The 13,339-nt window shown below is 71.1% G+C and carries 10 protein-coding genes, 2 pseudogenes and 1 riboswitch; of the genes and pseudogenes, 6 read left to right on the forward strand and 6 right to left on the reverse strand.

Annotation, left to right across the window (positions count from 1 at the left end; translation table 11 throughout):
- Positions 1-11: 11 nt before the first annotated feature.
- Complete coding sequence (locus AB0M26_RS14345) at positions 12-1,892, reverse strand: ATP-binding SpoIIE family protein phosphatase (RefSeq protein WP_365259769.1); 1,881 nt, start codon at positions 1,890-1,892, stop codon at positions 12-14.
- A 1,386-nt stretch (positions 1,893-3,278) separates the two neighbouring features.
- Positions 3,279-4,268 carry a helix-turn-helix domain-containing protein gene (locus tag AB0M26_RS14350; protein WP_365259772.1) on the reverse strand — a complete coding sequence of 330 codons (990 nt, stop codon included), beginning with the start codon at positions 4,266-4,268 and terminating at the stop codon, positions 3,279-3,281.
- 83 nt (positions 4,269-4,351) lie between these two features.
- Here AB0M26_RS14350 and AB0M26_RS14355 point away from each other — a divergent pair, with 83 nt between their 5' ends.
- Together AB0M26_RS14355 and AB0M26_RS14360 are read left to right on the forward strand one after the other, a co-directional pair.
- The gene (locus AB0M26_RS14355; protein WP_365259775.1) at positions 4,352-4,675 is read left to right on the forward strand and encodes a hypothetical protein; all 324 of its coding nucleotides are present in this window, start codon (positions 4,352-4,354) and stop codon (positions 4,673-4,675) included.
- Positions 4,676-5,056: 381 nt separating this feature from the next.
- Positions 5,057-5,241, forward strand: a riboswitch (cobalamin riboswitch).
- 39 nt (positions 5,242-5,280) lie between these two features.
- A complete protein-coding gene (locus AB0M26_RS14360) occupies positions 5,281-5,760 on the forward strand; it encodes a hypothetical protein (protein WP_365259778.1) in 480 nt (159 codons plus the stop codon).
- 244 nt (positions 5,761-6,004) lie between these two features.
- On the opposite strand, the gene AB0M26_RS14365 is transcribed toward AB0M26_RS14360, so the two are convergent.
- Entirely contained in the window at positions 6,005-6,946 is a 942-nt protein-coding gene (locus AB0M26_RS14365) for a lytic polysaccharide monooxygenase (protein ID WP_365259781.1), read from the reverse strand.
- 204 nt (positions 6,947-7,150) lie between these two features.
- Positions 7,151-7,936, reverse strand: a complete 786-nt coding sequence (locus AB0M26_RS14370; protein ID WP_365259784.1) for an ABC transporter permease — start codon at positions 7,934-7,936, stop codon at positions 7,151-7,153.
- A 452-nt stretch (positions 7,937-8,388) separates the two neighbouring features.
- On the opposite strand from AB0M26_RS14370, the gene AB0M26_RS14375 reads away from it, so the two are divergent.
- Positions 8,389-8,535, forward strand: coding sequence for a hypothetical protein (locus AB0M26_RS14375; RefSeq protein WP_365259787.1), 147 nt, complete (start codon positions 8,389-8,391; stop codon positions 8,533-8,535).
- 149 nt (positions 8,536-8,684) lie between these two features.
- Positions 8,685-8,855 (forward strand): hypothetical protein, encoded by a 171-nt coding sequence (locus tag AB0M26_RS14380; protein ID WP_365259835.1) that lies wholly within the window; start codon positions 8,685-8,687, stop codon positions 8,853-8,855.
- Positions 8,856-8,892: 37 nt separating this feature from the next.
- On the opposite strand, the pseudogene AB0M26_RS14385 reads toward AB0M26_RS14380, so the two are convergent.
- Positions 8,893-9,565, reverse strand: a pseudogene (locus AB0M26_RS14385) (ABC transporter ATP-binding protein); the annotation flags it as partial.
- Between the two features lie 283 nt (positions 9,566-9,848).
- Here AB0M26_RS14385 and AB0M26_RS14390 point away from each other — a divergent pair.
- A pseudogene (locus tag AB0M26_RS14390) lies at positions 9,849-10,052 on the forward strand (helix-turn-helix transcriptional regulator); the annotation flags it as partial.
- Between the two features lie 1,008 nt (positions 10,053-11,060).
- Positions 11,061-11,903 carry a hypothetical protein gene (locus tag AB0M26_RS14395; protein WP_365259790.1) on the forward strand — a complete coding sequence of 281 codons (843 nt, stop codon included), beginning with the start codon at positions 11,061-11,063 and terminating at the stop codon, positions 11,901-11,903.
- A gap of 127 nt (positions 11,904-12,030) precedes the next feature.
- Here the strand turns inward: AB0M26_RS14395 and AB0M26_RS14400 are convergent, their stop codons facing one another.
- Positions 12,031-12,801 (reverse strand): VOC family protein, encoded by a 771-nt coding sequence (locus AB0M26_RS14400; protein ID WP_365259793.1) that lies wholly within the window; start codon positions 12,799-12,801, stop codon positions 12,031-12,033.
- Between the last annotated feature and the right edge of the window lie 538 nt (positions 12,802-13,339).

Consider the following 13,339-nt stretch of genomic DNA (forward strand, 5'->3'; position numbering starts at 1 on the left):
TTTCCTGTCGGTTACTGCGCCTGAAGCACCAGCAGCGCCAGGTCGTCGCTCGGTGGAGCGACGCCGAACGCGTGCACCGCTCGTCGTACGCGCTCGGCGACCCCGGCCGCCCTCAGCCCGGCGCAGGTGCTCAGCACCTTCGCCAAGCCGTCGCTGTCGTCGAACAGATGGCGCCCCGAGCGGCGCTCGGTCACCCCGTCCGTCACGCACAGGAGCGTGTCGCCCGGCTGGAGTTCGAAGCTCTGCCGTTGGTACGTCGTGTTGTCCACGACGCCGAGCAGCACCTGCGGTTCCGCCGCGGGCCGCACCTGGCCGTCGGGCTTGAGCAGCAGCGGGAGCGGGTGCCCCGCACTCGCGAGGGTGCACCGTATGCGGTTGTCCCCGGTCAGGGTCAGTTCGCCGAAGAGGAGCGAGAGGAACCGCGACGGCTCGTCCGCCTCGGGCGGGAGGTGGCCGGCGGCCACCACGGCGGCGGCCGCGGCCTCCACGGCGCGCGCTTCGTCGACGAGCATGCCGTTGAGCCGGTTGAGCACGCGCGCCACGCCGTACCCCTCCTGTGCCAGCGCCTTGAGCAGGGGTCTGACCAGGCCGGTGACGACGGCCGCTTCGGGCCCGCTGCCGCAGACGTCGCCGAGGACGAAGCACCACCGCCCCTCGCTCGCGCGGAACAGGTCGTAGAAGTCGCCGCCCGCCCACGCGCCCTCGCCCGCCGGCTCGTACACGACGTGTGTGTCCACCCCGGGGACCGAGGCGAGGCTGGTGGGGAGCAGGCCGCGCTGCAGCACCGTGCTGGTGACCACCTGCCGGGTGTAGTCCTGTGCGCCCACCAGCGCCTTGGCCAAGCGCCGCGCGAAGTCCCCGATCAGCGCCGTCAGTTCATCGGGCATTTTCGCCAGTCCCTGCCGCCCCAGGACGAGGGTGCCCACATGCTGTCCGCCGTCCGTCAGGCGGCAGGCCAGTGCCACCCCGCCGATCGCGCCCGCGCTCGTACCGAGGGGTGACGGTTCCAGGGACGGCCACGGCACCGGCGCCGGCCACTGCAGTCCCGCTTTGACGAGGTCGGAGGCGTTCATCTCCAGCGAGGCCCGCAGTTCACCGATGCGGCTCTCGTTGACATGCCACACGCGGGCGAGCCGGGGGCGGGAGTGCCCGGCCCCCGCCGGCGTTTCGATCCAGATGGCGCACCAGTCGGCGAGCCGCGGTACGAGCAGCAGTGCGGCCAGCGACGAGAGCTTGTCCTCGTCGAACTGTCCGGCGAGCAGGTCCGACGCCTCGGCGAGGAAGGACCAGCGTTCCACGCTCGTACGGGGAGGGGTGGGATCGTGGTGGGCCGTGAACTGCCGGGGCACGAAGACGGCTGTGGGCAGCTCCGGGTGAGGTGTGGTGGCGTCCGGTTGCGTGAGGGCCGGTATCTCCAGGTAATCGGCTTCGGGGACGGTCAGCCGGAACCAGACGGTCTTGAGGTCCTGTCCGTAGGTGACGCCCCAGTTCTCGGCCACGGTTCCCACGATGCGCAGGCCCCGGCCGTGTTCGCCGGGAGCGTGCTGATGGTCGGCCGCCGTCCAGTCGGGGGCGCGGTCGCAGACTTCCACCACCACCGCGGCCGGGCCCTTGTGGGAGGAAGTCTCCTCATCCGGGCCTTCCAGGTGGAGGCGCAACTCCACCATGGTTCCCGCGTGGATGACGGCATTGGTGACCAGCTCGCTGACCAGGAGCACAGCGTCGTCGCACACCTGACCCGTGAGCTGGGCGGTGGCGGAGGACAGCTCGGCCCAGTCCGCCAGCGCGGTGCGGACGAACTTGCGGGCGGTGGAGGGCGCGAGAGGGCTGCCGGGCAGCATGGTCAGCTTGCGTGTCGCCTTTTCCGGCCCGCGGTAACGTGACGCGCTCATACGCTACTTCCTCCCGGGGCCGTGGGGGGCTGTGGGCCGGCCTCGGTACCTGCGACTGTCCCGGTACCTGCGGTGCCTGCGATGGTTCGGTGCGTGCAACGGTGTCCCCCGGTGCGGCTCGGTCGCCGGGAGCGCTCCGTGCGCACTGTACTGGGGACCCGCGTTCCTGCTGTTCCTGCCATGTGTTCTGCCGATGAACTCCTCTCCGCAGATCTGCCGACCGCTCTCCCCCTCACCGTGGAGAAGCCGAGTGCCTCCTACTGTGACCAGAGGTGCGCCGTTTCGTCGAGACCTCGGCAGTCGCGGAATATTCACGGCATTCGGCACTGGATGCCACGGCGGGGGCCGCCGCCGAAGGCCCTGCCCCTCGCGCGGAGTGCCCGGCGCCGACGGGCTGGCCGGGTCGGCCCGTTGAGCCCGTGGCCCGGTCGTCATGGATATCCGTGCGGTGGTGGAAATGATCGCTGGTCCTTGTAGGTCGTGGATTTCGAGAATGTGCACCGGTTTGGAACCTGTCCATTTCTTCAGCAGATCCAGGCGGTCCTGAATTGCTGTCCCGAACCTCCATCCCGTGACCCGATTTCGTATCCGGGCCCGTCCCACACTGGGATTTCTGGTTCGTGCTTTATATCCGCCAAGTGGCCCGATATCGATGCATCCGGACCGGCTTGTCGAGATGGCCGGACCGGACGCGCGCGTCCGCGCCGCGGAGGCCTTCGCGCAGGTGGCGGCTTTCGTGTGCACGGAGCGCGGCCGGGCGCGCACCCGTCACGCGCTGTCGCCGCCGAGGGGTGGCGGTCACGGCTGCAGCGCGGAAAGGGTGGCGGCCGCCGCGGCTGGTGCGCGGAAAGGGTGGCGGTCACGGCTGCGGCGCGGAAAGGGTGGCGGCAGCCGCGGCGCGGAGGGCCGCAGATCGCCGGTCGATCTCCTGGGCTGTGCGGAGCTGAAGCATTCCACCATGCGGACTCCGCCACGTGGCGGAGTATCTGTGACGGGTGGGGCCTGTGGGGCCGGCGAAACAGCGACCGTGGCCGGTTCTGTCAGAGCAGGACAGCCTGTGCTGGGTTTCGAGCCGGGCGACCGCCTGCCGGGGAGGGGTGAGGCGTCGGTCGCACGGCTGCCGTACGCATCGCGCGCCGCGTCGTGCTCGGCCTCGACGGCGCGGTGCCGGTCGAAGCCGCCGTCTGCCGCCCGCAGGTCGGGTCCGCCGGCGCCGTCTGTCGTCGGTCGGGGTCGCCTGTCGTCGGTCGTGCCCGTCTGTCGTCGGTGGGGGGAGGCTGTCGTCGGTCGGCGCCGTCAGTCGTCGGTCGGGCGCGCCGACAGCCACTGCCGCCGGTCGGACCCGTCCGGCGCCCGTGATCCGGCGCGCGCGGGGGCTATGTCGGCTCAGCGCCCGTCCCGCGCCGCCACCAGCTCGGGCGACGGTCCGCAGAAAGTGCGCCGGTAGGCGTGCGGCGTGGTCCCCAGCCGCCGCAGGAAGCGGTGGCGGAGTGCCGCCGCATTGCCGAACCCGGCCCGCCCCGCCACCGCGTCCACCGTCAGCTCCGTGTTCTCGAGCAGATGCTGGGCCAGGAGCATCCGCTGCCCCAGCATCCACTGGTAAGGCGTCGTCCCCGTTTCCTGCCGGAAGCGGCGGGCGAACGTACGAGGCGAGAGGTGCGCTCGAGCCGCCAGCTGTTCGATGGTGATCTCCTCGTGCAGATGCTCCTCCATCCACTGCAGCGAGAGGCCGATGGCGTCGTCGGCGTGGTCGCGCGGCATCGGATGGTCGATGAACTGGGCCTGCCCGCCCTCGCGATGAGGGGGGACCACCATGCGCCGGGCGATCATGTTGGCCACCTTGCTGCCGAGCTCCCGCCGCACGAGATGCAGGCAGGCGTCGATCCCGGCCGCCGTGCCCGCCGAGGTGATCACCGGCCCGTCCTCCACGTACAGGACGCCGGGCTCGATCAGCGCCGTGGGATACCGCCGCGCCAGGTCGTCGGTGTGGATCCAGTGCGCGGTGCAGCGGCGGCCGTCCAGCAGTCCCGCCGCCCCCAGTACGAAGGCGCCCGAGCACACGCTCAGCACCCACGCCCCCCGGTCCACGGCGGCGCGGAGCGCCTCCAGCAACTCCTCCGGGAAGTCGCGCTCGGTGTAGTGCTCCCCAGCGGGTACGGCGATCAGATCCGCCGCGGCGAGGCGTTCGAGCCCGTACGGGGTGTCGATGGTGAACCCCGGCCTGGCCCTTACGGGGGCGGGCTCGGCGGCGACCAGCGCGAAGTCGAGGACCGGAAGTCCCTGATCGCTGCGGTCCATGCCGAAGACCTCGGCGATCACGCCGAGCTCGAAGGCGTTGACCCCGTGGGTGAGCGGTACCGCCACATTCCTGAGCACGTTCCCCATGATGGCAGTAATTCGAGGTATGGCGACAGTCCTGCCACTGCCGACGTCGTACTGGAGCGGCGAGGGTGTGGGGCATGGACGACACCACGCTCACCTTCATCATCCAGACGGGCCTGGTCCTCACGCTCGCACTCGTCGTCACTCTCCCAGCGCTCCTCGGCGCGCGACGCGAACGCCGCATCGACGCCCAATTGCGGGACGCGGAGCGGGAGGACGACGTTCTCGTGCAGTACGGCCGCGCACGCCCATCACGGGACGAGCCCGGCCACCCGCCTGTGATCACCCCGCCCGTGGTCGCGCCGCCCATGGCCGCCCCGAAGGAGGCCGCGGCGCCCGTGACCTCCCCGCGCCTGACCTGCCCGCCCGTGGCCGCCCCGCACATGCCACCATGCGCGTGACTGCCTGCCCGCCGGCAGCCGACCGTCGCCTGCGGCGAAGCGTGCGACGTCGCCGACTCCGCGTCCCTGCTCGAGAACTCCGAGCTGCGGGCCGAGCGTGCCGTCCCGCGCAAGCTCGACAGCATCGCGGCCGCCCACCTGGAACGGCGCGAAGGCAGGTTCCACAGGGGACCATGACGACCTCGAGCGGGTCATCCGCATCGAGGAGACACTTCGGAGGCGCACGCCGCCAGGGCCCGCAGCAGCACCCGCGGACTGCCGGATACGAACAGCGAGTTGGCCGGATCCCCGTACGCCCCCGAACGGTCACTGCGGCCTCGGCCGCTGCGTCGTCGAGCGGTAGCGCCGTCAAGAGGTGCGCCGTCGAACAGCGCGGCGTCCTCTGCGATGATGTCCCCTTGAACCAGGCGACTGCGGAACGAGGAAGCCGGTGCGAATCCGGCGCGGTCCCGCCACTGTGATCGGTGAGCGGATCCCGAACAGGCCACGACCCGCGTGCGGGTGGGAAGGCCGGGACGAGCGACGACCCGAGAGCCAGGAGACTCCCGCGGTCGCCTCCTCGGAAGAGCTGGGGCGGATCTCCCCAGGAGGAGGTTGTTGCGCCAATGCCCATGGAGCCGTCACCGGTTGCCGAAGCGTCACCTGTCGCGAAGCCGACGCCGGTCGCGGATGCGTCACCCTTCCCCGAGCCACCGTTGCTCTCGGACCCGCCACCGGCCGCCCCGGCGCCCTGCCGCATCGTGGTCTGCCGTGACTGCTGCTGCGGCAGCCCCAAGGTCACCGGTGTCGACCACGCGGAGCAGACGACCCGGCTCGCCGAGGCCGCGCCCGTACGGGTCTCCGCGTGCCTGGACGTCTGCGAACGGGCCAACGTGGTGGTCGTGCAGCCCTCGGCGGCGGCCCGCGCCGCCGGCGCCCGGCCCGTCTGGCTCGGCCTGGTCAACGATCCGGACGCGACCGAGGACATCGTCAGCTGGGTGCGCGCCGGAGGCCCCGGCATCGCGGCGCAGCCGGACATCCTGGAGTTGTACGCTTTCCCGCCGCCACGCCGTACGCGGACCGCAACGCCGGCCGACACGAACTGACCCTCGGCGGGCGGCAGTCGGGATCGCGCCGTACGACGCTCCCCGCCGAGCCCGTCACCGTCCCCGCTGCCGAACTCCCTTCCTGCCGCGGCGTGAGTAGCCGGTAGCCCGGGGTGGACGCCGCAACGCCGCCCGCATCCGAAAGCCCGTCACCGCCCCGGCGACCGCGCACGCGAGCCCCGCCATCGCGACGACGATCGTCGGGCCCGTACACGAAGCTGGGCGCGCCGGTGCCGGTGTCGCTTCACCGGTGGCGCCGCCGGAGGTAGGCGCCCGCCGCGCCTGCGGCGGCGAGGGCGAAGGCCGCCGCGACCGCGATCGGGATCACGGGGAAGCCTCCGGAGTCGCCCGCGGCCGAGGCGGGCTGCGCCGCCGGTTCGGTGCCGGACGGGGCGGACCTGTCCGAGGGCCGGTCAGCCGGCGTGCGCGCGGCACCATCGTCCGGCTTCCGCTGCTTCTCCTTCTGTCGGCCCGAATGCCGTCCGGACCGGTCTCCGTCCGACGCGCCGGCTCCCGTACCGCTGCCCGCGCCCGTCCCCGAACTGCCCGCGGTGAGCACGACGTCGGAGCAGGAGTAGTACGTGTCGGGAGTGTCGGTGTTGCGCCACACCGTGTACATGAGATGGCGCCCGGTGCGTCCGGCGGGCAATGTGCCCTTGAGGCGGTAGGCGCCGTCGCGGAGTACCGGGTCCTTGGCCGTGAGGAACGGCTCGGCATCCAGGTCGTCCCATGTCAGCGGCTTCTTCGGGTCGTAACCGGCCTTGGTGAGATAGACGCTGAAGGTGCCTTTGTGGGGGATGGTCGACGCGTAGGTCATGCTGAAGGGCGCCCCGGACCTCAGCCGCTCGGCGGGCCAGTCCGCACGCGCAAGATCGAGGCCCCTGTATGTGTCGAGGCCCGCGCTGCACAGCTTCCCGTCCGGGATCATCCGGCGGTCGCGCCCGGCGACGTTCGGGACGCGGAGGTTGTCCCACTCCTTGAAGGCCGCCCCGCCACCGCTTGCCCGGGCGGCCGCCGCACATGCGGCGGAACCGGCCGAGCCGCCCCCGCGGCCGCACGCGGCCACCCGGCTGACCGGATCGGTCGGGGCGCCGTGCGCCCAAGCGGGTCCCGTGCCGCCCGCGAGCAGAAGCACCGGGACGCTGCCGATGAGCGCGGCTGTGGCCATGGCGCGATGAGCGGACATCCGTATGCGACCTCCTCGACGGCTCGGCGGCGACCACCGCCTGCCGACAAGTACGGCCGGGAACCGGCGCCGTGTTCACTCCCGACGGGAGCGGTTCTCAAGGACACACCCCCGGCCCTCCCCGCCTGAGCTGCTGACGGATGTGCGCCGGGCCGGGCGCGGGGGACCCGTCCGCGCCCGCCCGGCTCCTGCGCGTACGCCATCTCAGTCCGTGTCCGAGCCCATCGCCCTCAGCATCGGGACCGCCATCGCCTGACGCCCCGGCCACAGCGAGGCGAGGACGCCGATCGCGGCCGTGGCGACGAAGCACAGGGCTGCCCTGTCCCAGGGGACGACCAGCGGGACACTGGCCCTGGTGAGGAACGCGGCCGTGCCGATCGCGCCGCCCGCGACGAGACCGAGCGCCGATCCGAGGAGCGAGATGGTCACCGACTCGATGCGCAGGACGGAGGCGAGCCGTCGGCGGTCGAGTCCGAGTGCTCGCAGCATGCCGATCTCCCGGACGCGTTCGGCGACGGCCATGCCCATCGTGTTCACCACGCCCAGGGCACCGATCAACACGGTGATGCTGAGCATGGCGTACATGATCGTGAGGAACTCGGTCGTGTCGTTGCTCGCCCCCTCGCGCACCTCGGCTCGGTCCTGCACCAGGAGTGCGGGATGGTCGAGCGTACGCCGGATGTCGCGCTGGAGGGCGGCGGTGCGGCCGGGGCCGGCGTCGACGAGGACGGAGGCGGTGAGCGGCCGGTCGTCCCCTGCGGCGTCGCGCGGCAGCCTCGCGCCGGAGATGAGCGCGGGCGCGAAGTCCTCCCCTTCGTAGATGGCGACGACCGGGAGGATGGTGCTGCGTCCAGTGCCGGCAACGGTGCCCCTGACGCGGCTTCCGCGCCTCAAGTGGTGGGCGGAGGCGGTCGCTTCGGCGACGGCGATCCCGCGGTCGAGCCGCTCGAGCGAGCCCTGGCGGAGCGTGATCGGCGCCAGGCGCTCCACCGTGCCGGGGGTGACGGCCGCCGCGGGGAGGGGTGTCGTCCCCGGAGAGGCGGATCTCGGTGTTGACGACGGCGGTGCCGGCCGCGGCGTCCGGGAGGTGTTCGACACGACCCGCGACGTCACCCGCGACCTCCCCGAAGTCGACGGCCGTGATACGCAGGTCCGAGGCCATGGCCCGGTCGGCCTCCTCCTCGTCCATGCGGCCGATCGAGGCCACGACCACCGTGACGGCGGTGACCATGGCGAGCCCGACCATGAGGGTCGCCGCCGTGGCCGCCGTGCGCCGCGGGTTGCGCCGGGCGTTCTCCACCGCGAGCTTGCCGCGGATCCCCGCAAGCCGCCGCAGAGGCGGACGCAGCAGCCGCGTGACGCCGAGTGCGATGAGCGGGGTGAGCACGATCAGGCCGACAAGAAGAACCGGCACTGCGCTGTAGAGGAGGTTCTCGTCCCCCGTGGCCGCCCAGAGCATGAGCACCCCGAGCCCGGTGACCGCCACGCCGAATACGCTGCGGCGGCGGAGCGAGGCGGGCGTGGGCGGTCGGCTCGTCCGCAGCGCCGCCACCGGGGAGACGGCCGCCGCGCGCCGGGCCGGGACGTAGGCGGCAGCCATCGTGACGGCGATACCGACGCCGAAGGCCGCCGCCACGGGCGTCGGTTGGAGGATCCGCAAGGGGGCGCTTGTGCCGCCCGTGGCCCGAACTCGGCGCCACGCGGGCCGCGGCCGGCGGTGAGGGGGTACCGGGCGTCCTTGCTCCCGGGGACCCGGGGCGTAGATGACGCCCGCGGACTCGTACAGGTCACCGACGAGCGTGCCGTCCGGACCTGCCAGGAACGAGCGGCCTTCGACGGTGCCCCGCGCCGCGGCGGCCCCGGGCACGCCGCGGAGACGCCTCAGCAGCGCGTCGTCGAGTCGGGGTGACTCGCGGGAGGGGTCCGACGGGGATGGAGAGCGTGCAGTCGGCGTAGGCGTCCGCGACCGGGTCATGGGTGACCATCACGATCGTCTGGCCGAGCATGGTCGCGGACACCTGCAGAAACGACAGAACCTGGGCCCCCGCCCGGGAGTCGAGGTTGCCGGTGGGCTCATCGGCGAAGACGATCGCGGGGCGCGAGGCGAGCGCCCGGGCACAGGCGACCCGTTGCTGCTGACCGCCGGAGAGTTGGTCGGGCAGGTGCCCGAGGCGGTCCGCCAGGCCCAGGCTGGTGATGAGTTCCCGCAGCCAGGCCCGGTCGGCAGTGACCCCGGCCAGGTCGCAGGGGGGAGGGTGATGTTCTCGAGCGGGTGAGGGTGGGCAGGAGGTTGAACGACTGGAAGACGAACCCGATGCGTTCGCGCCGCAGCCGGGTCAGCCGCGCCTCGTCGAGCGAGGCGAGGTCGGTGTCGCCGATCCACGCGCTGCCGGAAGTGGGGGTGTCGAGACCGGCGAGGCAGTGCATGAACGTGGACTTGCCCGACCCTGAAGGGCCCGTGATCGCCGTGAACTCGCCGGAGACGAACCGGGCCGAAACCCCGGCCAGTGCCGTCACGGCGGTCTCGCCCTCGCCGTAGACCTTGGTCAGGTTGTGGCTCGCGGCGACCACCGCACCTGACCAGTGGGGCGACGCCGGGGCGCCCAATGGCTGGCTCATCGCACATCGCTCCTGCGTGACCCTCACGGGACGCTTCGCAGCCGAAGGGGACGCACCGGTCGGCATCGACGCGATCTTCGGCTCGGACGGGCGGGACGGCGGCTGGGTGCGCCGTTCCGCGGGGGCCGTCCCGATGCTGCTGTGGCGCGCGTCCCCCGCGGATCCACCGGATGACCGAACTCACGGTCCGCCTGCTCGCGCACATGGCCCCTCAGCGCAACCGGCCGGCCGAGCCAACGGCGCACGGGGAAGGAGGGCCCGTACGGTCAGGGCCGTCGAGTCGCTGACCCAGCGGGAACTGGCCGTCGTCCGCCTGGTCGCCCGCGGTCGCACGAACGAGGAAATCGCCGCCGGGCTCTACGTCACGCTGTCCACGGTCAAGACGCACCTGGCCAACGTCCAGCGCAAGTCGGCGGCACGCAACCGCGTCGAGATCGCCGCTTGGGCCTGGGAGACGGGTGCCTGCGGAAGTGACGGCCAGCCGTAGAGGCGCGGACGACGACGCGTCGCTGATTCCCGGGTACGGATTCCCGCGCGGTGAGTTCTTGTGCGCCGCGCCATCGCGGAGTGCGCACAGCGAGAGCGACAGCGAGTACACAGAGCGCCTTCTTCCGGCGTTTTGACCCGGAGAAGGATAGCCGTCCCGTTGTTTCTGCATCGGCGCAGACGAATTGATCCAGGCGCCCGAACGGAGAGCCGGCGTCCGGAGCCACGGGATACGCGGACGGCTCTATTCTCGGACTGTAGGGCACAGGGGTGGGAGATCAAGGAGTAATCGCTACTCACATTCACTTGGGCAGAGCCATGCCCGGGCCGCGGGAGCGTGATCCGGCCGCACGCGGGCAGGGTCCGGCCCTACGGAGGAAGGGTCCGGCTTGTACGGGGGGAAGGAGGAGACCCGGCACTACCCGCCGGATGCCGCCCCCGCCTGCCCATTCGATGTGTCCCACCCCAAACTTGCCCTGTGACCTGCTGCGATGAGTGGAATGAACGTGGCCCAGGCCCGCGCCTGGCATGCCTCGACGGGCAATCCGCCCATCGCCCAGGGGCCGGGAATCGCCTCCTATGGCCAAATTCATCGCTCTATAGGTTCCGTAGGCGATTCCAGGCGTTTTCGATGCGGTGGTGAAAGCGGTGGCGAAAGGGGTCCGGGCTCCAGGGCGGTCACGGAGAATCCGCGTCCAACCGGTCATGGACAGCGGGGAGTTGTGCCGTGGTGCCTGGGTCCGTCGGGGCATTTTGGGTGAATCCCGATCCTCGTTGTCCGTGGGATCCGGAGAGATTCGGAGAGTTTTCGGTGCGCTACTCTTCCCGAGGATCGGCCATGCCTCTACCTTTACCCGGCGGTCACCTCTAGTGTCGCTGCGAACCAGCGGTCGGGGTGTGTTCGAGTGTTCGTGGCGTATCAGGGGAATGTTCGATGTCATGTCAACGATGCGGCGACCGCGGAATAACCCTCTCGGGAAAGCCGTGTTCGTGCTGGGCGGGGCAGAAGATGTGGGAGGACGGAGGGCGGAAGGCTTTCCGTGACGCGCAGTACCAGTGGTGGATCGCCCTGGGCGCCGTGTTCATCATCGCCGGGCTGGGGCTGCTGGTGAGTTCTCCGTGGGTGTCCGGCCCTGTGGGGCGTACGGACGAAGTGGCGGACACCGGACTTCGTGCCGGCCCCAAGCCGACGCTCGTCCTGCCGACGGGAAGGACCCCGGAGAAGAGCCCGTCCGCGTCCGCGAAGTCATCCCCGAGCAAGTCCAAGCCCCGGCGCCGCTCGGCGTCTCCCCGGCCGCCCAAGCCCGAGAAGCCCTCTGAGAAACCCGCCACGTACACCTCGTGGGCCGGGCCGGGCTGCCCGACGCCCGCCGGGGGCGGCTACCGGGAGCTGAACCGCTTCTCCGACGGCATCGATGGCTGGTACACCGTCAGTTCGGGCGGCTACACCGGCAGCGGCTGTGACGGTTCGTTCACCGCGATGCCGATGTCGGGCAACAGCGACGACGGTCACAACCGGGCGGTGTGGTGGTGGACCCCCAGCGAGGACTCCGACGTCTGCACGATCTCCGTGTACGTACCGGAAGGTCCCAACTACCGCGATGTGGCCGGGAACCCGTCCTACTACGAGGTCTTCCACGACCCGAACGAGCTGTATGCCTCCGACTACACCTTCTCGGTCGACCAGATCTCCAACCGGGGACGGCTCGTCGAGGGGGGCACCTTCCCGGTCCAGGAGGGCAGCATCGCCGTACGGTTGGTCGGCACCGGCTACAACTGGGACGAGAACGGCAACAACTACCACCACCACGGGGCGGCTCAGGTCAAACTCACCTGCCACGCGTCCGCCTGACGGGCGTCGGTGGCACCCGGGCGGTGCGCCTTCCCCGGCAGCGCATCGCTCCGGAAGAGGGGGCCGGCCGGCTGACCACCGGCCGGCCCCGCAACCCGCGCGGCAGGCCGGTTCCCCATCTCCTCGCTCAGTGGTCCTCGTTGAGGGCGATGAGGGCCAGCGTGCCGCCCTGCGGGTCGTTGACGACGCAGAACCGGCCCGGCGGGATGCTGGTCGGCGGGACGCTGACCATGCCGCCGAGCTCCGTGACCCTGGCCGCCGAGGCGTCGCAGTCCTCCACGGCGATGTACACCATCCAGTGCGCCGGAAGCTCGGGCGGGAAGTCCTCGTTCATACGCATCATTCCGCTGAACGACGTCCCGTCGAGGTGCCATTCGGTGTACTCGCTGGGGCCCGCGGAGCTGGTCTTCCCGTCCCAGCCGAAGACCGCGGAGTAGAAGGACTCGGCCTTGTCGGTGTCCCGGGCCATCAGCTCGAACCAGCACACGCTGCCCGGCTCGTCGATGGCACCGAAACCGGCGTGGCCGCGCGGCTGCCAGACCCCGAACACGGCACCCTCGGGGTCGGAGAAGATCGCCATCCGGCCCGCCTCCAGGACGTCCATGGGCGCGGCGACTACCGTTCCGCCGTTCCTCGTGACCCGGGTCGCCGTGACGTCGACGTCGTCGACCTGGATGTATGCCAGCCAGGCCGTCGGGGCTTGCGGTGCCGTGGAGGGACCGAATCCGCCGACCTGTTTCCCGGCCAGGGTGAACATCCCGTAGCCGCCGCCCTCGTCCGACGGCACCTCGTCGGCGGTCCAGCCGAACAGCCCCCCGTAGAAGGCCTTCGCGGCGGGCACATCGGTGGCGGACAGGTCGGCCCAGACGGGTGCTGACGCCCGGTTGGAGATCTTCATTGCTCTCTGCTCCATTGTTGGTGGTTTCGGCAAGAGGTATCAAACATACGTTCCCATGCGGAGAATGCTGCCCCGATCGCGGAATTGAGTAGTGATTGTCCGCTGACTCACAGCCAATCCAACGCCCTTGTGAGTAAAGGAGGTTGGGCGTCACGTTGCCTGCCGTGCCCCGACTGCAGGGCTCTGGCCGCTTCTTGACGGCCGATCACCGCGGGGGCGCCGTTCGGTGGAGCGGCGGATGGAGTCGGTGATGGAAGCCCCTGGAACCCGGGCCGTGCCGGCTCACGCCGGCGAGCCGTCCCACTGTCGGCATGTTCTACGTCATGCCTCCCGTCCGCGTGGTCCTGGGCCCGTTGGTCCTCACCACCGGTCTGGTGGCACTCCGCGGCGAGCGTGCCGCTCGATGGGGACCGTCCGGACGAGGAACGCGACCGCCACCCCACCTAGGGCCTGTGTGATGTTGTGATCAGCCAGTCGCCTTCAGGAGGTCGTTGATCCAGATCATGGAGGCACGGAGGTGGAGGCCGGCGAGGTAGCT

Source organism: Streptomyces sp. NPDC051776 (genome assembly GCF_040681345.1).
Classification (GTDB): Bacteria; Actinomycetota; Actinomycetes; order Streptomycetales; family Streptomycetaceae; genus Streptomyces.

What these genes read in the sequence shown, in the direction of transcription:
- AB0M26_RS14365 (WP_365259781.1), bottom strand. Translation starts at nt 6,946, where the DNA reads ATGTCCGCTCATCGCGCCATGGCCACAGCCGCGCTCATCGGCAGCGTC.
- AB0M26_RS14360 (WP_365259778.1), top strand. Translation starts at nt 5,281, where the DNA reads ATGCCCATGGAGCCGTCACCGGTTGCCGAAGCGTCACCTGTCGCGAAG.
- AB0M26_RS14355 (WP_365259775.1), top strand. Translation starts at nt 4,352, where the DNA reads ATGGACGACACCACGCTCACCTTCATCATCCAGACGGGCCTGGTCCTC.
- AB0M26_RS14345 (WP_365259769.1), bottom strand. Translation starts at nt 1,892, where the DNA reads ATGAGCGCGTCACGTTACCGCGGGCCGGAAAAGGCGACACGCAAGCTG.
- AB0M26_RS14400 (WP_365259793.1), bottom strand. Translation starts at nt 12,801, where the DNA reads ATGAAGATCTCCAACCGGGCGTCAGCACCCGTCTGGGCCGACCTGTCC.
- AB0M26_RS14395 (WP_365259790.1), top strand. Translation starts at nt 11,061, where the DNA reads ATGTGGGAGGACGGAGGGCGGAAGGCTTTCCGTGACGCGCAGTACCAG.